This window comes from Arthrobacter sp. A2-55, assembly GCF_025548615.1.
Classification (GTDB): domain Bacteria; phylum Actinomycetota; class Actinomycetes; order Actinomycetales; family Micrococcaceae; genus Specibacter; species Specibacter silviterrae.
The window spans coordinates 17470-36750 of sequence record NZ_JAJLOZ010000046.1; the positions used below are offsets into that span (position 1 = coordinate 17470).

The window sequence follows — 19281 nt, forward strand, 5'->3', positions numbered from 1 at the left end:
CATGGCGGAGCAACACAAGTGGGCTCGCGGATCCAACCAGTACGTCAAAAAGCAGGCACCCGTCGCCGCGGAACCTTCCGTCCGACTGACGCCGCCGCGCGACCTGGCCCGGCTGGAGCTCTGCGGTTTCACCTGGGATTCGGCATCCATCGATTTTTCGCGCATACGCCAGGTAGGGGCCGACAAGGCCCGGGCACGGTTCCGCGCCTCCATGCCGGACCTGATCTGGAATGCCGCGGCACTGGAAGGCAACAACTTCACCCTCCCCGAGGTCAGGACACTGCTGGACGGAGTCACAGTGGGCGGGAAATCGCTTGAGGATGCCGAACAAATCTTGGCCCTCAGCGAGGGCTACTCGATGGCCGATGAGCTGGTGCGTGATGGACAGTTTGCCCTGGCCAAGGCGACGTCGGATCGGCTCCACGGGCTGGTGGCCCGCCACGAGGCCATTGAAAGCGGACATTTTCGGGGTGAAGGCGCAGTAGCGGGTGGCGGGCACGTCCGCCTGTCCCACGGCGGCCTCTATTCGCCGTCGGAACCCGGCGCAGGCGGGGTGAATCTTATTGAGGAAATGGATGCGCTCCTGGAGTATTTGGGGACAGTGGAGGATCCTCGTGAGCGCGCGCTGGCATACTTTGCCGGGGCCACCCGCCGGCAGTTCTATTTCGACGGCAACAAAAGGTCGGCCAGGCTCATGATGACCGGTGAGCTGCTCAGCCACGGCTACGACGCAGTCGATGTCCCTTTTGCCCGAAAGCTGGAGTTCAACATCGCCCTCGACACCCTCTTCGACACGGCCGACGGAACTCCGCTGATGGCTTTCCTGGCCAGCTGCGCCAAGGAATAGCCCGTCAGGCTGCGTCGTAGACGTCCCAATACTGGGTTGTCAGCCAGCCGTTTTTCGTGGCCAGGGACAGGGAGCGTTGACGTCGCTGCCGGTCCAGGGCCGTTTCCTCAGGCGGTGTGCCGGCACGCAGCGCATGGTAGGCGGCATCGATCCGGGCCCGAACTGTCTCGGTCAGCCCGTTCCCGTGCAGGACCCGGTTGATAGTGGAGTGCGCGGTCCCGGCCTGCAAAGCAATGAAGGGTGTGGCCCAGCCGCGGGCGTAGAGCTCCTGCAGTTGCAGCTGAGCTGCCGGGGCGTGAATTTGAAGCATGGCAGGGACCGGGGCGGCCAGCATTTCCTTGTAGCCGATGGCCTGCAGTGCCAGCAGATTCTTCTTCAGGGCTTTCTTTGCGGCACGGTTTTCCTTGCTGTCGGCCAGCACGGTCAGCGAGATGCCGGTGATCCGGTGAATGTCGCTGCGGCTCATCCCGGCCCCTACCAGCACTGCTATGCGAGCCCGAAAATCAGCGGCGGGCACCCACTCGGTTTTCGCATCCTTCCGCCGGGCTGCTTTGAGATAGACGGACGCTGCAGCACGGCACGGCAGGCACCGGCAGCTGTCCCGAACGTACGCTTCCCGGGTGCCGTGGGTGTGGTTGGCTCGCGGGCACCGGCAGTTCCGGATGCGGTCTTTAGGTTGGGGCATGGATCCCATGTGTGCGGCGGGCCCCGGGATTACAGGTGAGGGAGCGCCCGCGCCTTGACGGCAAAGAACGAGTCAGGCCGCCACTCCCAGTCGGGATGCCCCGGCGCCTGCGCGGCGAGGATGGACTCGATGGCGCCGGCAGGGTCTGCATGGTAGATGTTCGAACTCCAGGCAGCGTTGGCTTCCACCACAGCCCAGGAGCCGTCACCGAGCTGGCCCACGTCCAGGGTGTAGCCAAGCGGCTGGTTTCCTCCCATGGCATCCACGACCCGCTGGGCGAACCGGGTCGCCTCATCGGTGTTCGGGGCCGTCCCGGCGTCCGTAAACGCATCCCAAGTGAGGGTGACAGGCGCACCGCTGGCCCCCGGGACGGTTGAGAGGTAGAAGCTGGCGGCGGTAACTTTGCCATCGGTGATGAAGGTGCGGAATTCGCGTCGGAACGCCAGAGGCTCGGACACCACGACGGACAGGCTTTCGATGCCCGTTCCAAGGACGGCCGCGGCGGCCTCCGCGAACTGGCCGGATGAGGTGTGGATGGCTGCCGGGATTCCGGTGTGCTTATGTTCGGCCAGCTTGACGAACATGGGACGGACGAACGCGGGCATGTCGGACAATCTTCCAGCCCAGACCCGGCGCCCGAGAAATTCCGGAGGTACCATGCCAATCCACCCCGGACCCGGCGCCAGGAACGGGTGACGGACCCCGGATTGGAGCAGCCGAAGGGCATAGGCCCCGGGACACCAAATGGCTCGTGAGCCGTCCAGAACCGGCGCGTCCAAGCCCAATGTCCCGGTTACATCTATGGTTCCGGCGGAAGCCAGATCTTCAGGAAGCCACCGGACTGAGGTGACAACAGCCAGAGAGGTATAGGAGCCCCTCACGATTGTCGTTCCGGGCCGGTAGCAGCCCGTTCCCGACAGGCCCGCATCAGCGCAATCGTCGAATGGGTGAGGGTGAACCCGAAGAATGCCGCAGTGAGGGCCACGGTGGCGATATCGGATGGGGTCACGTTGTGCTCCTCGGTCTGGAAATTTCTGGCCTTCTGTCCGGAAACATGCGTAGAAAGCCTAGAAACCGACAGCTTCCTGACCCAGGTCATAGGCCGGCGACAAGCTGATGGCCAGCTGGTTCAGTTCCAGCGGGTGGGTGGCTGCGATGAAGTCAGTGACAGCTGCGGCGGCCGACACTGCAGTGAAGTCGATCCGAATGCCAGTTGTCCTCTTTTTGGTGCTCAGGTCGAATTCGGTCGTGAGCTTCCGGGCGGGGACGTGCTCCTGGTGGAATCGGTTCTGGAGTCGCTGGGCGAAGTCCTCGCCCTTGCCAACCAAGGCGGCGTCCGGGTCTTCGAGCATTGAGCCCATGATGGCCTCGATGAGTGTTGCCCCGCCGTCTTCGTGGAGGAAGTCCAGTGCGGCCAGCAGTTCGGCGTATGTCCCGTTCACGGAAACCACGGCGGCACTGGAAGCACCCGCCGCGCCGCGCGGTTTCAATTCGACGGAAGCCGTCGCGCCATTGTTCGGCTGGGTCATCAAGTATTTGTGGTCAATGGTCTTCATGGGGACTATGTGTGCGGCAGGACCATGATCAGCGGTCGGCGGCCGCTTTCGCAGCTAGGATGGGGCCATGATCTTGGTGGGAACAGTGGCGAACGCTGAAGATGAGACGAGCAGGATCCAGGCCAGCGGGGACAATTACGATCTGGCCCTCGAACAGCTGCGGTTGCAGGTGCCGGATGGCACAAAGCTGATCTCAATCAGGGTGGAGCGGTAGGAGGAGCCCGGATGACGGTCCACGCTCGAAGCGACGACACCGTCACGGCCGCCGCCTACGCAAGGTTCGCCAATCTCGACAAGGACCTGCTGCTGTGGCTGATCGAGACCGGGTACATTCCCCATGACGGCAAGGCCGGTGGCAGCCACCTGTTGTCCCGTTCCCGCACCATCACCGACCACCAGCTGGTGATGACGGCCCGGTTCGCCTATGAGGAGGCGGTCGAGAGCTTCGCGGCCATTGCCATGAAAATGCAGGGCATCCTCGCCCACGTCATCGATGAGTCGGCCGAGATTCTCGACCATGGGCTGGCTGTCGTCGGCGAGCCGGGCACCCATATGCAGTCCATGGAGCGAACATCCCACGGAAAATGGCCATTCGACCAGCTCCGGGGCGACCTGAGCATCGCGTGGATGAGCCTGTCCGTCCTGCAGGGCATCTGGCACGCCATGATGAGCTGGAACGTGTCTTCGGCGGCCGCCGTGAGCACCCCGTCCGGTAACGGTGGTGCCCGCCGCGGCACACTCGAGGCAGCGAACCGGATTCGCACTGACGTGCGCGTCGCCGGCACCGGATCGCAACGGCACGTCATCGTCTCCGTGACTACAACGTTCCTGGCCGCCACCTCCACCATTGAATCCTGGGCGGCCCGCATGGAAGTGTACGCCGACGGGACCGGGCTGGAATTTGAGACCGATGATCCGGTATGTCTGGACATCCAGCCGTCAGCGTCCCTGGCCGACCTCACCCGCGCCCATGCCCAGGCCATGGAGCTGCTGCGAAAGCGTCGCAACTACGACTATGAGGTCGCGGACCTGTTTAGCAGGGAACTGCTCGGACAGTAGGAGCCACCTGCGACGACCGCAGTCCGTTCGGGATGTACGGGGTGACCAGAAGCTTCATGCCGGCCTCCTCCGGTGTCCGGTCGGCCTTGAGTCCGTTGCAGGAGTGGCAGCAGCCCACCAGGTTCAGCCACGTCGAACGGCCGCCCCGTGAACGGGGAACGATGTGGTCCACGGTTTCAGCCGGCCCTGGGCAGTAGGCGCACCGTCCATCTCGGGCCCTGACGGCAGCCTTGCTGAAAGGCACCTTTCGGATCCAGCGCATTTGCACGTAGCGGAGGAGGCGAAGCACCAGGGGTCGTGGGAAAGGCCCGAAGTATTCGTTGACTGCAGCTTCCTCGACGACGGCAACGCCACGGACCAGCATCTTGACGGCATGCTGAAGCGACACGCGGTGCATGGGTTCGTACCCGGCGTTGATGACCAGGACTGCTCCTGCCGTCATGGCTGTTCCTTCCTTGTATCGTGATCGTTTCGTCACCAAATTTCGGGCCGGTGAACGATGAGTGGACGGTAAGGGAATCCCAGTGGACAAGGAGGGTGGTCTGGATGGTGATGATCTTTGGAGGCGCTGGCCGGGGTCGAACCGGCGATGCCCGGAGGCACAGTTTTGCAGACTGCCGGCTTGCCATTCGTCCACAGCGCCAAGGGTCTTGCGTGGAGGTGGCGGGAGTCGAACCCGCGTCCAGCATCCGGTTTCATAGTCTTCTACGGGCGTAGTCCGTCAGGGGCTTATCGACCCTGCCGGGCGCGGCGGACGGCGCCCTGGTGAGGTCTAGCTGCTGGTACGGCCGGGCGCCCGCAGCGCTGCTCCCGGTCGAGTCTCCTTTGCTGATGCCTGCCGCACGGCCGAGAACCGTTTGCCTGTTGTACGGCGAGACAGACCCCGCTTGGGTCCTCGATCCGCTAAGCGGCGAGGTCGAAGTCGTTGCGAGTTGCGTTGGCATCTCTAGGTTGCCGGACTGATTAGCCAGATGGCCGGCGTTTCTGGGCCCGCTTCCCTGCGAAAGCGTCGGATGATGTCGAAACCATGACACCCCCGTAGGTTCACCGTGGTGAACCAGAGCGGGATACCGGACTTGAACCGGTGCTTCCTCTTTGGAAGAGAGGTGCTCTGCCAACTGAGCTAATCCCGCGGGTGGCTGTCCGCCGTTTGAGTCGGACGGCCTGGTCTTGCTGATGGCGGTTCTTGGTCCGCCGGGTTGGTGACTACAGCCGGAAGGACAGGCCCTTTCCGAGCCGGATGGTGATCCTGCCGCGGCTGTTGAACGTTACCGGTCCCAGCTTGCGAGAGATCGACGCTCCGCTTTTGGAGACGTTCAGCCGGGTGTTCTTACCCAGGCTCTTGGTTTTGCGGAAAATCAATCCCACGGCATTCTCCCTTTCGGTTCTGGCACCGGTACTCCCGGCACAATAGCCATGTGTGCGGCACAGCAACATTTGTTGCCCTGCACCGTGCCCGCCCCGGGACTCGAACCCGGAACTGACAGCTTTTGAAGCCGTCGCCTCTGCCATTGGGCCAGGCGGGCGGGGTGACCGACGGGGCTCGAACCCGCGAACCTCCTGGGCCACATCAAGGCGCTCCACCAACTGAGCTACGGTCACAACTGGGGCGCAGTGCGCCAGAGCCTGATGCTGGAATCGAACCAGCGACCTCCGTTGTACGAAAACGGCGCTCCACCAACTGAGCCAATCAGGCATGCGCTCCCCCACCAGGAATTGAACCTGGAACCTTCGTTGCGATTCCAGCAGATCGTGGAGCCGGGATCTAAGCTGCTACCTGCGCAACGTTCTGTCTGTACCCAATCCGTTTTCCCCTATACGCGCGCTTGGCCCGGCGGCAATTCTCACATCGACATCCCTCGTCATATCGAATCGGGGTCCCACACGCATACAAGGACTCCCGTGATTTGCGCTCATTGTCTCTAGAGTTTCGAAGGTGTTCACGCGACCACGGCGCCGGCAAGAAAAACCGTCGCAGCAGCCATTGACAACAGCCGATTTCGGCGAAAGGAGACCAATTTGTTCATTTGTTATTTCCCTTCACGGGGAACCCGTGTTCGCCTCAATGCCATGAAGTTTACCCATACGATGGTGTTTCACCGCAAGAAAAATGACCAGAATTGCTATAGGGTCGGTGACTAAATTTGGCTCACACATTGTTATGCCCGTCGGCGTGATCGCGGTATCGATTGGCTTAATTTATAGTGTGTGAGTATTCTTTCGGTGTCCTCCCGGACCCCCGTCTGGGAGGACACACGCAGAGCCGCCCCACCTCTCCGCTGGTGGGGCGGCTTCTTGCCTTTCGTCTAAATCGCCCGCGGCATTCTTTGGTCAACAACATGGCAATGCCACGACCCGCGAGCTGGTATATTACGGCGAATTTGAATTGTTACTCTGAATATCTCTTGTACTATTCGGCCGGTTCCGCGGTGAGAGTATAGTCATCTTGGTGGTGGTTCCGTGGACGGATTCCTCCACCACCAAATCCTGCACGGCCGGCCTACCCCATTGGTGCGCCGTGCACGGGGCGCCCGACCTCCTTTAACATTTCCGGGCGCCGTGCCCCCACCCACTCCGACGGGTAGGGGCACAACCATTTCTCAGCCTGGGTGGCGGCCCCGCTGGAGGTGGTCGACGGGGCCGCCGTGTCGAGGATCCTTCGGTGGGGCCAGTACCGGTGAGCAAAGCTCCAGGCCCAAACCCTCAACATTCCCGACCATACGCCCGGGTGGCAACCTTGGACAATGGGTGCCGCACAGAGACACCCACGGCCGTTAACGGCAGAAGCCACCCCACCCGTTGCGGGTGGGGCGGCTCCTGCTATTCCTCGGTCGAGTGCTTCGGACTCACGACGAGGTGCCAGTCGTCAACGACTTCACCAGCGATGGTGTGGACGTTGGCGTAGGTGGGTGCCAGTGCGGATCCGAGCAGGATGCGGGTCAGCCAGGGCGGCAGCTTCCCTTCGAGCCAGCGCCAGAGCGCGTACCAGGCCGTCGCGAGGACGACGGCGATGATGGGCACTGCCGCATCCCCATAAGCCAGCAGGTCAGCACGCAACGGCTCCAGGACCGGGACCAGGGCAAGCGCCCAGCCAATGAACGTACCCCACAGGTAGGGGACGATGGTGCGCAGAATCGATGTCAGCATTACAGGCTCCTTGAAATGATGTCGATGACGGCAGCCGTCCCGGCCCCGATCGCATAGCAAGTGGCGGGGAGCGCCGCCACAGCGGTGGCTGCGGCCAGGGCGAGGACGGCCGTGATGACGTGCATGGGCTTGGCTCTCATCGGATCCGGAGCACCTGGTCAGCCTGGATGTAATCCGGATTCGCCAGCTGGTTCAGTGCGGCGAGGGCCTGCCACGTCGTGCCGAACTTCGCCGCGATGGTGGAGAGCGTGTCCCCGGACTTCACCACATATGTGCCAGCCAGCTTGCATACTCTCCTGGTCCTGCTCGCGGAGCCCGGGAGGGTCGAACTCCCACGCGGTTTCCCGCAGATGCATTTCGGGTGCATTGCCGCCGCCTACTTTCGGCTGGGGACTCCAGGTGTTACGTGCCCGGCCCGGGACTCGAACCCGGACTCCTGCGGAACTGGATCCTAAGTCCAGCGTGTCTGCCTATTTCACCAGCCGGGCGCTGCCGGCCGTGCGGGCCGGGTCGTTGCACGGGCGGGATTTGAACCCGCGACCTTCTGGGTATGAACCAGACGGGCTGCCGAACTGCCCTACCGTGCACGTGGGTGAGGAGGGGCTCGAACCCCCGGAGCTCAGAGAGCACCTGATTTACAGTCAGGACCGCTACCATCTACGGTTTACTCACCCGTTGGCACCCCGTGGCTGGCGGGGTGCTTTCCTTGTCCACTATGGAATTCTCAAGTTTCAACCGCTGCACCTGGCGGTGGCAGGTGTTGCGCGGGGCGGACAGGGGTCGAACCTGCAACCTTCGGTTTTGGAGACCGACGCTCTTCCGATTGAGCTACCTCCCCAGTGCCCTTGCGGGCGGAGGCGGTTGGCCCGAATTTGGGCAAAAGAAAACCGCCTCGGGGCTGGACTTACCCGAAGCGGCTGAGACGGCTGCAATGCAGCCAGGTCTAAGTTACTTCGGTGCCTCGATAGCCATGCCACGACATGGACCCACAGCTATTGAGCTGTGCCGACTTGCGGGAGACCAAGGCGTGCCCGGGCAGGACAATGTTGCGGCCGTTGTTGGCTGAAATGTTGGGCGTGCGTGCTGACATCGGTCTGTCCTTTCCGGTTGGCGTCTTGCTGGTGAAATCGACATTACGTGAGAGAAATCGAAACTGTACAGCGAGGACTGCGGGCGAAAAACCGATCGTCCGCACACATGGTGCCCATGGAAACTATCGCACGGCCCGAGGCCGAAGAACGTCAGCTCGCTACCATCGAAACCGTCGACGCCCTGTCCCCAATTGAGGACGCCGACGCCATTGAGGTCGCCCACATCAAGGGCTGGGAACTGGTCGTGAAGAAGGGCGAGGTTGCCGTCGGCGACCAGGTCCTCTACCTCGAAATCGACTCCTTCCTCCCCCTGGACGACCCCCGGTTCGCGTTCCTTGCCGCCCGCGCTGAGAAGACCCACAACGGCGTCCGCGGACATGTGCTCAAGACCGCACGGATGCGCGGTGTCTATTCCCAAGGCCTGGCATTGCCGCTGGCCCTGTTCCCGGAACTTGAGGTCTTGCCGGCAGGCACGGACCTGGCCGCTGCCCTGGGCATCATCAAGTACGAAGCCCCGATCCCAGCAGAGATGTCCGAGCGGGCCGTTGGTGACTTCCCGACCCAATTTGCGCCCCGTACCGCCGCCACCCGCGCCCAGAACCTGAACAAGTCCCTGCCGCGACTGCGGGAGAAGTACGAATGGGAGGCTACCGAGAAGCTGGACGGGTCCAGCACCACCTTCATCAACGACGGAGGCACGCTGCGCGTCGCCGGCCGGCGATGGGAACTGGCACCCCCGGCCACCATTGACGACGCCACAGCCCCCTGGAAGCTCGCCGACGAACTGGGCATGCTGGAACGGATCCCGGTCGGCTACACGGTCCAGGGAGAGCTGGTGGGCCCTGGCGTCGTCGCCAAAAACACCCTGCAGCTGAAGGAAAAGCGCTTCTACGCCTTCAGCGTCCTCACCGGCGGCCGGTTCGTGCCGCGGTCCGAGTGGCCGGCAGCATTGCTGGAGTTGGCGGTGCCCGTCCTGGACTGGGAGCTGCCGGAAACGGTCGCGGAGATGCTTGCCCAGGTCGATAGCATGAAATCCGTGGTTAATCCGGCTGTGCAGGCCGAGGGCGTTGTCTGGCACAACATCGCGGGTGCGGAGATCCAATGCCTGGGCAACCGCACCGGCATGAAGGCCATCAACAACAAGTGGCTGCTGAAGAACGGATGAACCTTCGCGGAGGGTCGGCCGGTGAGATATTGCCGGCCCTCCGCACACATGGGTTCCATGAGCAAACGAACCCAGCAACGAGACAGTCACATGCCAATAACCACCGAACAGGCCATCGCCCGTGCCCGCCTCATCCTTCAGACCGGCCAACAGCTCCGAGAGGCCACCCGGACGGTCGATGACACACACCGCGAGTACGGTGACCGCAGTTCGCTGACTCGGGCTGCCGAAGACCTCAAGGAGAACCGGCTCTTGGGCTACCGGGTCACCACGGTACCGGATGCATTGGGCCCGATCCTGGAGGCTCTGATCCAGGCTGCATCCGGGTCTGCTCGTCATTGAGAAGCTCCCCCACCAGATTCACTTTGGGCCAGAAAGGCATCACAACATGAGCATGGTCGCTGACCATGTCGTCGAGTTCTTCGAGACCGTCATTGAGGACTCTCCCAGCCAAGAGGCCGCCAACGAATCAACGAACGAGACCAATCAGTTAGGCTTCCCCGGCGCACCACATATCGCTACGGTCACCAATCCCTATGAAGATGAGGCGACCCCCGTGTCTCCCAAGAACCCCGCACAGAAAGCAGAAAACCGATGACATCCAGCCCCAACAACGTCCTCTGGCTAGACTTTGAAACCACCGGTCTGATGACCGATCCGGCGACCGTCCCGTTGGAGGGTGCTGCGATCATCACCGACGGTGAGCTGAACGAACTGACCGTGCTCGATTCGATCGTCATCCACGCGAGCCCGTTCGAGCTCTCCGCGATGGACAACTATGTGTACGAGATGCACAGCCAGACCGGACTGCTGGAGAGCGTAAGGGCCTCCACCGTCACCCGGACCGAGTTCGACCTTGCGCTGCGTGACTTTGCGGCCCCCCATTTCCCCTCCCGGGGCGAAATCCTCGACGACGGCAAGCCGTACCGTGGCATCGTCATTGGTGGCAACTCGGTCAAGTTCGACTTCGATGTGATTGAAAAGTTCTTCCCCGAAACCCGGGCCACCATTGACTACCGGGTCATCGACATCTCCGGCGTCGGCGAACTCGTCAAGCGCTGGAACCGCCCTGCCTGGGAGGCCATGCCGGCCAAGCTGAGCGACCACACGGCCATGATGGACATCCGCGAAGGTGTGAAAGAGCTGCGGTACTACCGCCAGGTGCTGGGAGCATGATGGCGGCGTTGCTCCTTATGATCTTGTGCATTTCAACCTTCGGGTTTCTGGGCATCCTGTTCGCTGACATCGTCGCCTCGGTCGCCGCGTCAGGGTCGCTCCTCCGCTACCAGGCGGTAACCGTCATCGTGACACTGTTTGCGCCAGTGGCCGTCGCCTCGACGGTGTGCACGGTGGTGTTCCTGCTGGCCGGAGACTATATCGGCGCTGCTTTCGCGCTCCTGCGCTTAGTCTTGAATTACCGGCATTGGAAGCGCCTCAGGAGCGACGACAACTGGTGGAAGGGCCGCGGCAAGAAGATTCTCGGCTCCATCAACAGGGCATTCGACAAGCAGGCGCCGACCGCCGCGGGGGCTGGAGCATGAGCGACCCGGTATCCGTTCACGACGTCGCTGCCAGTCTGATTTCCCGCGCCCGCTACGGAGTCCTGGGCAGTATGGCCTTGCACAAGCTGGCCTACTACTGCCAGGGCTGGCACCTTGCCTGGCATGGGGAACCGCTCTTTCACGACCCCGTCGAGGCCAGGTTTAGAGGGATGGCCATTCCCGCACTGTTCCCAGACTCGGAAGGCCGGCCCACGCTGGATTCGTGGCCGGCCGGGAACTCTGGGGCACTCACCGCATCGCAAAACGAGACGGTCAGGGCTGTATTCGCGGCCTATGGGGGCGTCGTCGGACGGACGATGGGCGAATGGCAGAGAAACGAGGCACCATGGTTGATGGCCCATGCCAGGGCGACCGCCGAGACCCCGTACCCGGAGGTTCGCCACGATGAGATGCGGGCATTCTTCCGGGCCCGAGAAGACGCACCGGCCACGGCCACCGACTATGCCAACCGCTTCATGGCCAACTATGTCGACTGATCAGCCGGAGTCCGCACACATGAGACCCATGAGCACATCAGCCCTGACCGGGAACACGCAATTCTTCGACAACCAATTCGGCCGCGCCATGCAGGCCGAACGCGATGTTTGGACCGGATGGATGGAACGCCTGCTCCGCAATGGGCCCCGGGACGAAGAAGCTGCCTCTGCAGTGGCCAGTTCCTCCATTCGCTACAACGGGCTCGCCTCCATGCGCCGAAACTTCGGTGACACGTTCTTCGACCCGGACTTTCGCGGCTACGAAGCGAAAACCAAATCCTCCAAAGCATCCAACGAAGGAACCCCATGAGCAACAAAGGATCAATCAACATTCTCCGGTTCAGGGACGCCCAGCAAGTCACTATCGACACCAGGGTCCAAATCACAGTCAAGGATGACGGCGAAATCTTGATCGACCTCGGCGGTGATTTCTCCGTGGAACAGGACGCAACTGGCGGCCGCCTCACCATTCGACCCCCGGAACCGGCCGTCATCTTGGCCACGACAAAAGAGTTGGCCCCCGAGTGACAGACACACCAGCGCACTGGAGCTTGACCAACCTGGCTGATGAACTGCGCCGACTGCCAAAGGGGATGCCCGTCCACGTCCCCGGTTTCGGCATGGCCGACGCCATCGAGTCCATGTACTTCCACCGCCCCCACGGTGACGACCTTGCCCTGTTCGTCGGACCGGCCAGGGCCAGCCGCCTGACGACCGATCGGTTATTGGAGCTTCTCGCGGGCCTCACCCGGTACCCGGACGCCAGCCGTTACTCCCCCTTGTGGGTCGCGTGCACGGGTGGCGAACCGTCCTTCATGGCGGTCACGGGAGTGGACGTCCGCCGGGGCGTTGCCGTCATCAAGACCCGAAACATGGCTCCCGTCCAGGGCCCGTCCCTGCAGCGAATCTCCGACGAGGAGGCCCTGCGGCGCCAGGCCGAAGCAGGATCGCGCCGCGGCGCAGACGTTTCACAGATCGGCAGGTCCGCCCAAGAATGGTTGCTGCGCAACACCCCGACACAGCGGGCGGCCAACCTCATCCGCCTTGCCGAATCCCGTGCAGAGCTGGCAGGTCTCGCCGCCCGCCGCGTCGAGCTGCAGGCCACCGTTTCCCGCTGCGAGGCGGATGCCACCGAACTCGACTACATTCTCGGGATCGTCGATGGGCTCGTACCGGAAGAAAATCCTGGCACGCCCGACACTGCCCCGTCGATCGGCATGGTCATCACAAAGTTGGAGCAGTTTGCCAGCCTCCCTGTGGGCACGATAATCACCGAGCACCTGCTTGACCTGGACGTGCGACATGCATTGCAGAAGCATGGCCTGATGGAGCGCTCCTGGCTCAGTGCTGGCATCGACGACGAGTTCACTGCCTCGGAGCTCCGTGCAGAAGGCGGCAAGTTCACAGTGGTATGGCTGCCGGACGCCGGATGAGACTCCTGGCGTCCCGCCGCCACTGGTGCGGGACGCCAGTCCGCACACATGGTGGTTACCCACCGACCAAGGAGCGTTTCATGGACCTCTCATCATTCCCGGCAGACAGGCTCGTCCTCCCCGAAAAGGCACCTGCCGGCGCCCTGATGCTGACAAGCCTGGGCCACGTGGCGGTGATCGCATCGACGATCTCCGCCTACTTCCCTGGGGACGACGAACCACGGCTCCTGTGGGACTACCAAGCCGGCGGCCAGTGGGCCATTCTGGCATCGGACCTCCACAATCTGATGATGCCCCAGCATGCCACCAGCGCGACGGGGCGCCCAAGCCTCCGGCAAGACCTGGAAGGCGTCGACGCCGAAGGTCACCCCGTGGCTTGGATGGAAACCAACCGGCCGGACTACTGGAACAACACCTGGGAGTGGTTCACCATCCAGCGCGAAGAACCCTTGTCGGACGATGAGGTTGCCTACCCGGTCAGCGCCTGGGTTGCCTGAGGCCGGATGACAGAATCGGCCGACTCCGCACACATGGGGACCATGAAAGCTTCCTCGAACAGGACCCGCCCAAAAATTGCCCGGGCCCGCGTCTCCTCATCCGACGGCGAGGTTGAAGTCGCCTACTTCACCAAGCGCGGCCGGTCCGAGCTGAACCTCACCGGGGTCGGCACGCGGTTCTACATCCAGGAGGTCCGGGCCTCCCGCGACGGCTCCTACTGGGACACGGTCGAAGTGGCCGGAAATGAAGAATACGCTGTCCGCCGCGCCGAATCCCTGGCTCTCACCGAAGGCCGCTCCATACGGGTGGCACGAAAGGTTTCCACACGATGACTTCCCAACCGACACCCGCCGAGGTGCTGATCTCGAGCCTTGCCAAGGATATTCAATCCCTGGTCCTGACGACGGTCGGCTACACCCCGGACATGGCCGCACGACTCTGGAACAGCGATGACGACGGCCGCCAGCCATTCCTGCAGTTGGCAGCCAAACACGTCACGGCAGCAGAGACGGCATTCACGCCGGCAGCCGACGCGATCGACTGGGACCTGCACGAAAGCACGATGCGACGCATGGCCCACGGCCGTGCCGGCAACGTCGACTGCCTGTACGAGCTGCTGTTCCGCCAAGCAGAGAAGTCCGCCGGCAGGCCCGAGAAGGTTTTAGACCAAATGGTAGCCGGGGACTGGTCATGAGCACTGACACCGCGCGCCTCCTTCCCACTGTCTCTGGGTGCGTCGAAGGTGTCGTAGGACTGGACCCGCTACGCATCCAATGCGGCCAATGTGGCGCCGTCGAAACACCGGAGCGGGCCGTTCTCATGACGACCCGCTTTCACGGCCCGGACTTCAACGTGCGCCAGTGCTCCGACTGCCGTAGGGCCATGGGCTGTCAGTGCATGTCATGCGTGTGGGAATTCCGTGGCGAGCAGCCGCGCCCAGCGAAGGAGTCCTGAGCCATGTCGATGACCATTTCTATCTCGTGCGACCTCTGCAATGAGACCGTCGAAACGTCCACCGATTACGACTCCGGCACCAACGAGATCGACAGCGCCCTTGAGGACGGTTGGATCCATGACGGCGGCGAGGATTTCTGCCCGGAATGTGCCCCGGAGCGCAAGGGATAGGCAATCTTCCAGGCCATGCCGCACACATGGGCCCCATGACCATGCTGCTGACCGACCCTCGGGGACCTATGAAGCTGACGCTCGAGAGCCATGTCCCCACCTTCTCCCTGGAGCGCCGCTTGTCACTGGCCGGCGCACAGCCCGTGACCAGCTACCTGATGCCACAACGTGAATTCGTGCCGGCCGATCTGCTGATCTGGTGGCAGCTGCGTCCCGGCCAGGAAACGACTGACCACGTGTTTTCCATTTATGCCTGGCCTGAGGACCGCCGGTCGGCCCTCTCCGCCTATTGGTGCCATGGGATCCTCCGAGATCCGGTCCCGGCCTGGATCGATGCGCTGTCCGAGACGGTCCACACCGACCTGGTCACCAACAGCACAGGAGCAAGGATTGAAGGAGCCGCCGACCGGTGGGGCTATGGTGCCGATCGCCGGTGGACCATTGAGGGAGCGCCTGCTCTCGACTCGACGCACGATGAACGCGAGCCTTTCACCCCGTCCAGCCTGAACATCTGGCACAGCTACAGTCCTGGCAGCCCAGCAGGGGAAAACCGTTACCGCATCACAGCGCGGCAAGACGAACGTGCCAGCAGCCTCTCCGCGGACTGGGGCGGGTCCACCTCGTACTCGGATGACATCCCGGTCTGGATACAGGAACTGGCAGATGCCCAACGCCAGGAACTGATTGCCGTGGCCGCAGCGCACGAATCCGACCGAATATCTCGCTAAGACGGCACTTCCCGCCTCGTCCGCACACATGGCCCTCATGATCACCATGACGGCCTTTCGGGCCAAGAACCCTGAGCTGTTCGAAGCTCACGTTGCACAGCGGAAGGAAGCCGCCAGAAGCTATGCCAGGAATCTGGCCGAATTTGAAAGCTCCGTGGGCGGACGCGCCTTTGGTCGCAAGGGCCAGGACGGCTCCATCCGCATCGATGGCGTGCGCTTTCCGTTCGGCTCCGCGCTTCCCCTTGGCTGGCGATTGAAGCAGAACCGGCGGGATTCCGTGCCCAACACCAAAACCATGGAAGGCAAGCTCCTTGCCGAGAGGCTGGCCAGTCTCAGCCTGCCTGGAGCAAAGCTGCCTGGGCTGCCCTCCATGCCATGGTTTGCCGTACAGGTGGACCGCGTCGCTGCAGACTGGTACTTGGTCGTCCATGACCACCGCCCGAAGCACCTCAACAGCATCGACCACGCCCTCTGGGAGCAGGTGCCCGTGGCCGAGTACACAGCCGCCGTCAAGGCGCTCCAGGCGGTGGCCTGATGGCTGCGCGCAGGGACGTGAAAGAGCTAACCGAGACCATTGCTGCCCTGGCGGTTGGAGACATGATGTCCGCCGAGTTCACCACACCACGTTATGGGCAGATCACGGTCACAGGGCCCATCCGCCGCGGGCTGGACAAGAAGACCGTCAGCATTGCCTCGTTTACGGTCAGCCCAGACGGCAAGCCGACCAAGGCCCTCCAGAGTCTCTCCCGCATCACGCCAGAAAGCGGTGCCTGATGGTCCTCACGCTCAGCCAGGAAATCAGCCACATCCTCGCCGGCCACAGCTCCTTCACGGTGAACAAGTCCACGACGCGCATCCGCTGCGACGGCGCCGCATGCCAGGCCGTCCTCGACATTGAAGCCGGCACCACACCTCAGGAAACCTTCTTCCGGCATCGTCGCAGCACGCTGGGCCGGCTGGCACAGCCTGACGGTCCCGGGACGCCCGCGGACGCTCCCGACAGCACCTCGACCCCAGCTCCCCCAGCCACAGTCGAACCGGCGCCCGCGCAGGGCGTCAACGTCGGTGACAGGGTGCGCGCCATCTTCAAGACCGACGTCTTCGACCCCTTCACCGTGGAAGGAACCGTCATTGAAGGCCTCGAACCTTCAACCCTCATCGTCGGGTCCTGGCTGCTGGCGCGCCGCGGTGTACCGGCCCCGGCGTTGCAGGACCTAACCATCCTGGCGGCCGCCGGCAGCCACAGCCATCCGGTCACGCCCGGTTCCTCATCCCCTGACCACTTTGGAGTCTAAATTGCATCCACTGAAGCACGCAGCCATCATCGTCGGTATTGCCTGGATGGTGACCGGCTCTCTCATCCCCGTTAACTCCGACCATTCCACCGCGATTGCCGCACTGGCCATCATCCTCGGCTTCGCAACGTTGGCGGCGGCCGGACTGTGGGAAGCAATCCTTCAGGAGCAGGGCGATGGACACTAAGCCGACGGAGCGGTCCATGCTGAATCTGCTCCTGAACCGCTACACTGATTTTCGCCGTGGCACCCTTACGGACCGGTGGGTGCGTGCCGAACATGTGAAGTCCGGCATGGGCTACATTGACGGCCAGCGCACCGCCGATTTCGTGGCCGCCGACAAGCGCCCCGGCATCCCCTACGGCACCACCCTCGCGCTCATCGGCCACGAGGTGAAGGTCAGCCGGTCCGACTGGCTGACCGAGCTGAAGGACATGGACAAGTCCCACGCGATCAAGCGGTACATGCACCACTGGTACTTGGTCGTCCCCGATGCGGCCATCGTCAAGCCCGGCGAACTGCCGGCCGACTGGGGCCTGCTCGTCTCCTCGGGGGAAGGGCTGCGTGCGAAGGTCAAGGCACCGCGTCTGGCTCCGGAACCGGCCCCTCTGGACTTCACCATCAGCCTCATGAACGCCGCGGCCAAGACAGCCCACCGTGAATCCCTCCACAGGGACGCCCCCTCGATCTGGCTGGACCGCAAAGGACAGTGCTGCGGTTTCTGTGGCGGGACCACGCCCTGCTCATTCCACCAACAACCAAGGAAGGCAGCTGTTACGCGTCGCAGTGGATGACCGTGGGTAGTCGCTTTGCCTGACGATGTGGTGTGGTGAGTTGGTTTTCCTTGTCGGCCTCTTGACGTTCTTCGTTGGCGGCGTCAGGCTGACGATGGACCCTTGATCTGGAATTTTTTTCCTGATCTTAAATGACGAACGACCCGGTGCCAGTTTCGAAGCCGCACCAGGTCGTTCTGACGCGAAATGAGTCGCGCTGTTGCTTACGGTAAGCCACGATTCTGCTGCTGTCGACTCTCAGCTCTTTGGCCGTGAACTGAGGTGTCCGGTGTGCCGTGGATCGCTGAAGCCTTGGGGGTTCGGGGTGGAGCGTGTGATCCGGTGCGGGGTACCGGTGGTGAAGCGCCGTTACCTCCCTCGCAGGGCCCGTTGTGGTGGCTGCGGTACCACCCATATCTTGTTGCCGGCGGTGTTGGCTGCCCGGCGGGCCGATCATGCGGAGGTGATCGCTGACGCTGTGGAACTGAGCGCGGTGGCGGGGTTGGGGTTCCGGAAGATCGCTGTGAGGCTTGATCGTCCGGAATCCACGGTGAGGGGATGGCTGCGGGACTTCACGGCCAATGCCTTGGCCATCGCGGCGGCTTTCGCCGTCCGGGTGCATCGGAGCACTGCTGAGGCCTTGGGGTTCTGGCCGGCCCCGGCACCGACGCAGAAAAGCAATGCGTGGGCAATGCTGATGGCCCACGCCAAGGTCCTGGCCCACCAGCACCGCGCCGTTGCCCAGCCCGTGGTCACGTTGCCGTGGCAGTATGCCGCCTTGTTTGCTCATGGGCCGTGGTTCTTCAGCAGGGTCGGGTGGCCCGATGGGGTGCAACACCAGCCCGCTCTGCCGCGGCAAGGATAAGTGGGCGAAGGTGGGGTTCACGTGCCATTTCCACTTCCCGGTGATGGCACGATCCCTACTTTCCCCACCGGAAGGATCCTTTTCGATGATGAGCGCCTCAGCCCACCTGCCCCACGAGCTTGCCCCTGCCCCTCCTCCGGCCCCAACTCCGGAGGTTCTGCCGGAGTTGGGGCCGGAGGTTTCCGGGGTGCGTGCGAATCCTGCTCCGCGGGCCAATACCCCGTTGATGCGTAAGGAACATCGGGACAATATTGCTTTGTTCCGTTATCAGGTGATTCGGGGCGTGGCGGATCCGTCGTTGAGTACCCGCCAGCGGGGCCCGTTGGTGCGGGCGTTGGCATTGGTGGATCATCCGTGGCCGTTCGGCGGGACCCGCCGTTTCTCCAGGGAGACTCTGGACCGGTGGGTCAAGGCCTGGCACGTGGGCGGCTTTGACGGGCTGAAACCCGGCGAACGGGCCTGCACCCCCTTCACCGATACGACCGTGCTGACCCTGGCTGAATCGCTCAAGCGTGAGAAACCGAACAGGACGGCAGCGCAGGTCAAACGGATCATCACCGAAACACTGGGCCAGGCACCGTCGGAGACGACGCTGCTGCGCCACTTCAGGGCGAAGAACATTTCCACCGGCACCCGCCCGGTCGCCACCGGCCGCTTCGAAACGGTGGCCTCAAATGAGATCTGGGTTGGTGATGCCCTCCACGGCCCCCGGATCGGGGGCAGGAAAACGTATTTGTTCGCGTTCCTCGATGATCATTCCCGCATGGTCACCGCCGCCCGCTGGGCATACGCCGAGGACGCCATCCGCCTCTCAGCAGTGCTGCGCCCGGCCCTTCAAACCCACGGAATCCCAGCTCACTGCTATTTGGACAACGGAGCCGCCATGAGCGATAAGTCCCTGGCAAGGACGTGCGCGAAACTCGGAATCAAATTAGTGCATTCAGCCCCGTACCGGCCCCAAGGCAGAGGCAAGATC

General features: G+C 63.0%; 33 protein-coding genes, 9 tRNA genes and 1 other RNA gene. 24 read left to right on the forward strand and 19 right to left on the reverse strand.

The window, feature by feature from the left end:
* Nucleotide 1 precedes the first annotated feature (1 nt).
* Nucleotides 2–847, forward strand: coding sequence for a hypothetical protein (locus tag LPN03_RS13155; protein WP_262454558.1), 846 nt, complete (start codon nt 2–4; stop codon nt 845–847).
* Between the two features lie 4 nt (nt 848–851).
* Here the strand turns inward: LPN03_RS13155 and LPN03_RS13160 are convergent, their stop codons facing one another.
* The 3 genes from LPN03_RS13160 to LPN03_RS13170 form a co-directional block, all read right to left on the reverse strand.
* A complete protein-coding gene (locus LPN03_RS13160; RefSeq protein WP_262454559.1) occupies nt 852–1313 on the reverse strand; it encodes a hypothetical protein in 462 nt (153 codons plus the stop codon).
* A 248-nt stretch (nt 1314–1561) separates the two neighbouring features.
* Nucleotides 1562–2191, reverse strand: coding sequence for an ATP-grasp domain-containing protein (locus LPN03_RS13165; RefSeq protein ID WP_410468595.1), 630 nt, complete (start codon nt 2189–2191; stop codon nt 1562–1564).
* 408 nt (nt 2192–2599) lie between these two features.
* Nucleotides 2600–3088, reverse strand: coding sequence for a hypothetical protein (locus LPN03_RS13170; RefSeq protein WP_262454561.1), 489 nt, complete (start codon nt 3086–3088; stop codon nt 2600–2602).
* Between the two features lie 67 nt (nt 3089–3155).
* Here LPN03_RS13170 and LPN03_RS13175 point away from each other — a divergent pair, with 67 nt between their 5' ends.
* Both LPN03_RS13175 and LPN03_RS13180 read left to right on the forward strand, forming a co-directional pair.
* Nucleotides 3156–3302, forward strand: coding sequence for a hypothetical protein (locus LPN03_RS13175; RefSeq protein WP_262454562.1), 147 nt, complete (start codon nt 3156–3158; stop codon nt 3300–3302).
* An 11-nt stretch (nt 3303–3313) separates the two neighbouring features.
* On the forward strand, nt 3314–4147 hold the full coding sequence (locus LPN03_RS13180; protein ID WP_262454563.1) for a hypothetical protein: 834 nt from the start codon (nt 3314–3316) through the stop codon (nt 4145–4147).
* Here the strand turns inward: LPN03_RS13180 and LPN03_RS13185 are convergent.
* The 16 genes from LPN03_RS13185 to LPN03_RS13260 all read right to left on the reverse strand — a co-directional run bounded on the left by LPN03_RS13185 (nt 4122) and on the right by LPN03_RS13260 (nt 8384).
* The gene (locus LPN03_RS13185) at nt 4122–4589 is read right to left on the reverse strand and encodes an HNH endonuclease (protein WP_262454564.1); all 468 of its coding nucleotides are present in this window, start codon (nt 4587–4589) and stop codon (nt 4122–4124) included. The genes LPN03_RS13180 and LPN03_RS13185 overlap by 26 nt on opposite strands.
* A gap of 118 nt (nt 4590–4707) precedes the next feature.
* Nucleotides 4708–4790, reverse strand: a tRNA-Cys gene (locus tag LPN03_RS13190).
* A 9-nt stretch (nt 4791–4799) separates the two neighbouring features.
* Nucleotides 4800–5185: a transfer-messenger RNA gene (ssrA, locus tag LPN03_RS13195) on the reverse strand.
* A 23-nt stretch (nt 5186–5208) separates the two neighbouring features.
* Nucleotides 5209–5280, reverse strand: a tRNA-Gly gene (locus LPN03_RS13200).
* Nucleotides 5281–5353: 73 nt separating this feature from the next.
* Nucleotides 5354–5515, reverse strand: coding sequence for a DUF4236 domain-containing protein (locus LPN03_RS13205; RefSeq protein ID WP_262454565.1), 162 nt, complete (start codon nt 5513–5515; stop codon nt 5354–5356).
* Nucleotides 5516–5600: 85 nt separating this feature from the next.
* Nucleotides 5601–5673 (reverse strand) — tRNA-Leu (locus LPN03_RS13210).
* 2 nt (nt 5674–5675) lie between these two features.
* Nucleotides 5676–5749 (reverse strand) — tRNA-His (locus tag LPN03_RS13215).
* A gap of 21 nt (nt 5750–5770) precedes the next feature.
* Nucleotides 5771–5843: transfer RNA gene (locus tag LPN03_RS13220), tRNA-Thr, on the reverse strand.
* 1124 nt (nt 5844–6967) lie between these two features.
* Nucleotides 6968–7294, reverse strand: a complete 327-nt coding sequence (locus LPN03_RS13225) for a hypothetical protein (RefSeq protein ID WP_262454566.1) — start codon at nt 7292–7294, stop codon at nt 6968–6970.
* Nucleotides 7294–7434: a hypothetical protein gene (locus LPN03_RS13230; RefSeq protein ID WP_262454567.1), complete on the reverse strand. Its 141-nt coding sequence runs from the start codon at nt 7432–7434 to the stop codon at nt 7294–7296. Before LPN03_RS13230 ends, LPN03_RS13225 begins: the two co-directional genes overlap by 1 nt.
* Nucleotides 7431–7559, reverse strand: coding sequence for a LysM peptidoglycan-binding domain-containing protein (locus LPN03_RS13235; RefSeq protein WP_262454568.1), 129 nt, complete (start codon nt 7557–7559; stop codon nt 7431–7433). The genes LPN03_RS13230 and LPN03_RS13235 overlap by 4 nt, the downstream gene beginning before the upstream one ends.
* A gap of 142 nt (nt 7560–7701) precedes the next feature.
* Nucleotides 7702–7782, reverse strand: a tRNA-Leu gene (locus LPN03_RS13240).
* A 25-nt stretch (nt 7783–7807) separates the two neighbouring features.
* Nucleotides 7808–7881 (reverse strand) — tRNA-Met (locus tag LPN03_RS13245).
* 2 nt (nt 7882–7883) lie between these two features.
* Nucleotides 7884–7968 (reverse strand) — tRNA-Tyr (locus LPN03_RS13250).
* A gap of 91 nt (nt 7969–8059) precedes the next feature.
* Nucleotides 8060–8132, reverse strand: a tRNA-Trp gene (locus LPN03_RS13255).
* Nucleotides 8133–8237: 105 nt separating this feature from the next.
* Nucleotides 8238–8384 carry a hypothetical protein gene (locus LPN03_RS13260; RefSeq protein WP_262454569.1) on the reverse strand — a complete coding sequence of 49 codons (147 nt, stop codon included), beginning with the start codon at nt 8382–8384 and terminating at the stop codon, nt 8238–8240.
* Between the two features lie 116 nt (nt 8385–8500).
* Here LPN03_RS13260 and LPN03_RS13265 point away from each other — a divergent pair, with 116 nt between their 5' ends.
* The 21 genes from LPN03_RS13265 to LPN03_RS13365 all read left to right on the forward strand — a co-directional run.
* Complete coding sequence (locus LPN03_RS13265; protein ID WP_262454570.1) at nt 8501–9550, forward strand: RNA ligase (ATP); 1050 nt, start codon at nt 8501–8503, stop codon at nt 9548–9550.
* 57 nt (nt 9551–9607) lie between these two features.
* Nucleotides 9608–9892, forward strand: a complete 285-nt coding sequence (locus LPN03_RS13270; protein ID WP_262454571.1) for a hypothetical protein — start codon at nt 9608–9610, stop codon at nt 9890–9892.
* A 46-nt stretch (nt 9893–9938) separates the two neighbouring features.
* Nucleotides 9939–10148: a hypothetical protein gene (locus tag LPN03_RS13275; protein ID WP_262454572.1), complete on the forward strand. Its 210-nt coding sequence runs from the start codon at nt 9939–9941 to the stop codon at nt 10146–10148.
* On the forward strand, nt 10145–10726 hold the full coding sequence (orn, locus tag LPN03_RS13280; RefSeq protein WP_262454573.1) for an oligoribonuclease: 582 nt from the start codon (nt 10145–10147) through the stop codon (nt 10724–10726). Before LPN03_RS13275 ends, orn begins: the two co-directional genes overlap by 4 nt.
* Nucleotides 10723–11091, forward strand: coding sequence for a hypothetical protein (locus LPN03_RS13285; protein WP_262454574.1), 369 nt, complete (start codon nt 10723–10725; stop codon nt 11089–11091). Before orn ends, LPN03_RS13285 begins: the two co-directional genes overlap by 4 nt.
* Nucleotides 11088–11588 carry a Panacea domain-containing protein gene (locus tag LPN03_RS13290; RefSeq protein WP_262454575.1) on the forward strand — a complete coding sequence of 167 codons (501 nt, stop codon included), beginning with the start codon at nt 11088–11090 and terminating at the stop codon, nt 11586–11588. Before LPN03_RS13285 ends, LPN03_RS13290 begins: the two co-directional genes overlap by 4 nt.
* Nucleotides 11589–11616: 28 nt before the next feature.
* Nucleotides 11617–11898, forward strand: coding sequence for a hypothetical protein (locus tag LPN03_RS13295; protein WP_262454576.1), 282 nt, complete (start codon nt 11617–11619; stop codon nt 11896–11898).
* Nucleotides 11895–12116: a hypothetical protein gene (locus LPN03_RS13300; RefSeq protein WP_262454577.1), complete on the forward strand. Its 222-nt coding sequence runs from the start codon at nt 11895–11897 to the stop codon at nt 12114–12116. The genes LPN03_RS13295 and LPN03_RS13300 overlap by 4 nt, the downstream gene beginning before the upstream one ends.
* The gene (locus LPN03_RS13305) at nt 12113–13021 is read left to right on the forward strand and encodes a hypothetical protein (protein ID WP_262454578.1); all 909 of its coding nucleotides are present in this window, start codon (nt 12113–12115) and stop codon (nt 13019–13021) included. The genes LPN03_RS13300 and LPN03_RS13305 overlap by 4 nt, the downstream gene beginning before the upstream one ends.
* A gap of 80 nt (nt 13022–13101) precedes the next feature.
* Complete coding sequence (locus LPN03_RS13310; protein WP_262454579.1) at nt 13102–13518, forward strand: hypothetical protein; 417 nt, start codon at nt 13102–13104, stop codon at nt 13516–13518.
* Between the two features lie 42 nt (nt 13519–13560).
* Entirely contained in the window at nt 13561–13851 is a 291-nt protein-coding gene (locus LPN03_RS13315) for a hypothetical protein (RefSeq protein WP_262454580.1), read from the forward strand.
* Complete coding sequence (locus LPN03_RS13320) at nt 13848–14213, forward strand: hypothetical protein (RefSeq protein ID WP_262454581.1); 366 nt, start codon at nt 13848–13850, stop codon at nt 14211–14213. The genes LPN03_RS13315 and LPN03_RS13320 overlap by 4 nt, the downstream gene beginning before the upstream one ends.
* Nucleotides 14214–14482: 269 nt before the next feature.
* The gene (locus LPN03_RS13325; RefSeq protein WP_262454582.1) at nt 14483–14644 is read left to right on the forward strand and encodes a hypothetical protein; all 162 of its coding nucleotides are present in this window, start codon (nt 14483–14485) and stop codon (nt 14642–14644) included.
* Between the two features lie 35 nt (nt 14645–14679).
* Entirely contained in the window at nt 14680–15372 is a 693-nt protein-coding gene (locus tag LPN03_RS13330; protein ID WP_262454583.1) for a hypothetical protein, read from the forward strand.
* Between the two features lie 37 nt (nt 15373–15409).
* Nucleotides 15410–15907 (forward strand): hypothetical protein, encoded by a 498-nt coding sequence (locus tag LPN03_RS13335; RefSeq protein ID WP_262454584.1) that lies wholly within the window; start codon nt 15410–15412, stop codon nt 15905–15907.
* A gap of 17 nt (nt 15908–15924) precedes the next feature.
* Nucleotides 15925–16146, forward strand: a complete 222-nt coding sequence (locus LPN03_RS13340) for a hypothetical protein (RefSeq protein ID WP_262454586.1) — start codon at nt 15925–15927, stop codon at nt 16144–16146.
* Complete coding sequence (locus LPN03_RS13345) at nt 16146–16667, forward strand: hypothetical protein (protein WP_262454587.1); 522 nt, start codon at nt 16146–16148, stop codon at nt 16665–16667. Before LPN03_RS13340 ends, LPN03_RS13345 begins: the two co-directional genes overlap by 1 nt.
* 1 nt (nt 16668) lies before the next feature.
* The gene (locus tag LPN03_RS13350) at nt 16669–16854 is read left to right on the forward strand and encodes a hypothetical protein (RefSeq protein WP_262454588.1); all 186 of its coding nucleotides are present in this window, start codon (nt 16669–16671) and stop codon (nt 16852–16854) included.
* Nucleotides 16844–17461, forward strand: a complete 618-nt coding sequence (locus LPN03_RS13355; RefSeq protein ID WP_262454589.1) for a hypothetical protein — start codon at nt 16844–16846, stop codon at nt 17459–17461. Before LPN03_RS13350 ends, LPN03_RS13355 begins: the two co-directional genes overlap by 11 nt.
* 442 nt (nt 17462–17903) lie before the next feature.
* Complete coding sequence (locus LPN03_RS13360; RefSeq protein ID WP_262454590.1) at nt 17904–18305, forward strand: hypothetical protein; 402 nt, start codon at nt 17904–17906, stop codon at nt 18303–18305.
* A gap of 166 nt (nt 18306–18471) precedes the next feature.
* The coding region (locus tag LPN03_RS13365; protein ID WP_262454591.1) for a DDE-type integrase/transposase/recombinase at nt 18472–19281 on the forward strand (810 nt) is incomplete at its 3' end.

Coding starts and splice junctions, on each gene's coding strand:
- LPN03_RS13155 (WP_262454558.1), top strand. CDS start 2: ATGGCGGAGCAACACAAGTGGGCTCGCGGATCCAACCAGTACGTCAAA.
- LPN03_RS13160 (WP_262454559.1), bottom strand. CDS start 1,313: ATGAGCCGCAGCGACATTCACCGGATCACCGGCATCTCGCTGACCGTG.
- LPN03_RS13165 (WP_410468595.1), bottom strand. CDS start 2,191: ATGGTACCTCCGGAATTTCTCGGGCGCCGGGTCTGGGCTGGAAGATTG.
- LPN03_RS13170 (WP_262454561.1), bottom strand. CDS start 3,088: ATGAAGACCATTGACCACAAATACTTGATGACCCAGCCGAACAATGGC.
- LPN03_RS13175 (WP_262454562.1), top strand. CDS start 3,156: ATGATCTTGGTGGGAACAGTGGCGAACGCTGAAGATGAGACGAGCAGG.
- LPN03_RS13180 (WP_262454563.1), top strand. CDS start 3,314: ATGACGGTCCACGCTCGAAGCGACGACACCGTCACGGCCGCCGCCTAC.
- LPN03_RS13185 (WP_262454564.1), bottom strand. CDS start 4,589: ATGACGGCAGGAGCAGTCCTGGTCATCAACGCCGGGTACGAACCCATG.
- LPN03_RS13225 (WP_262454566.1), bottom strand. CDS start 7,294: ATGCTGACATCGATTCTGCGCACCATCGTCCCCTACCTGTGGGGTACG.
- LPN03_RS13230 (WP_262454567.1), bottom strand. CDS start 7,434: ATGAGAGCCAAGCCCATGCACGTCATCACGGCCGTCCTCGCCCTGGCC.
- LPN03_RS13260 (WP_262454569.1), bottom strand. CDS start 8,384: ATGTCAGCACGCACGCCCAACATTTCAGCCAACAACGGCCGCAACATT.
- LPN03_RS13265 (WP_262454570.1), top strand. CDS start 8,501: ATGGAAACTATCGCACGGCCCGAGGCCGAAGAACGTCAGCTCGCTACC.
- LPN03_RS13270 (WP_262454571.1), top strand. CDS start 9,608: ATGAGCAAACGAACCCAGCAACGAGACAGTCACATGCCAATAACCACC.
- LPN03_RS13275 (WP_262454572.1), top strand. CDS start 9,939: ATGAGCATGGTCGCTGACCATGTCGTCGAGTTCTTCGAGACCGTCATT.
- orn (WP_262454573.1), top strand. CDS start 10,145: ATGACATCCAGCCCCAACAACGTCCTCTGGCTAGACTTTGAAACCACC.
- LPN03_RS13285 (WP_262454574.1), top strand. CDS start 10,723: ATGATGGCGGCGTTGCTCCTTATGATCTTGTGCATTTCAACCTTCGGG.
- LPN03_RS13290 (WP_262454575.1), top strand. CDS start 11,088: ATGAGCGACCCGGTATCCGTTCACGACGTCGCTGCCAGTCTGATTTCC.
- LPN03_RS13295 (WP_262454576.1), top strand. CDS start 11,617: ATGAGCACATCAGCCCTGACCGGGAACACGCAATTCTTCGACAACCAA.
- LPN03_RS13300 (WP_262454577.1), top strand. CDS start 11,895: ATGAGCAACAAAGGATCAATCAACATTCTCCGGTTCAGGGACGCCCAG.
- LPN03_RS13310 (WP_262454579.1), top strand. CDS start 13,102: ATGGACCTCTCATCATTCCCGGCAGACAGGCTCGTCCTCCCCGAAAAG.
- LPN03_RS13315 (WP_262454580.1), top strand. CDS start 13,561: ATGAAAGCTTCCTCGAACAGGACCCGCCCAAAAATTGCCCGGGCCCGC.
- LPN03_RS13320 (WP_262454581.1), top strand. CDS start 13,848: ATGACTTCCCAACCGACACCCGCCGAGGTGCTGATCTCGAGCCTTGCC.
- LPN03_RS13325 (WP_262454582.1), top strand. CDS start 14,483: ATGACCATTTCTATCTCGTGCGACCTCTGCAATGAGACCGTCGAAACG.
- LPN03_RS13330 (WP_262454583.1), top strand. CDS start 14,680: ATGACCATGCTGCTGACCGACCCTCGGGGACCTATGAAGCTGACGCTC.
- LPN03_RS13335 (WP_262454584.1), top strand. CDS start 15,410: ATGATCACCATGACGGCCTTTCGGGCCAAGAACCCTGAGCTGTTCGAA.
- LPN03_RS13345 (WP_262454587.1), top strand. CDS start 16,146: ATGGTCCTCACGCTCAGCCAGGAAATCAGCCACATCCTCGCCGGCCAC.
- LPN03_RS13355 (WP_262454589.1), top strand. CDS start 16,844: ATGGACACTAAGCCGACGGAGCGGTCCATGCTGAATCTGCTCCTGAAC.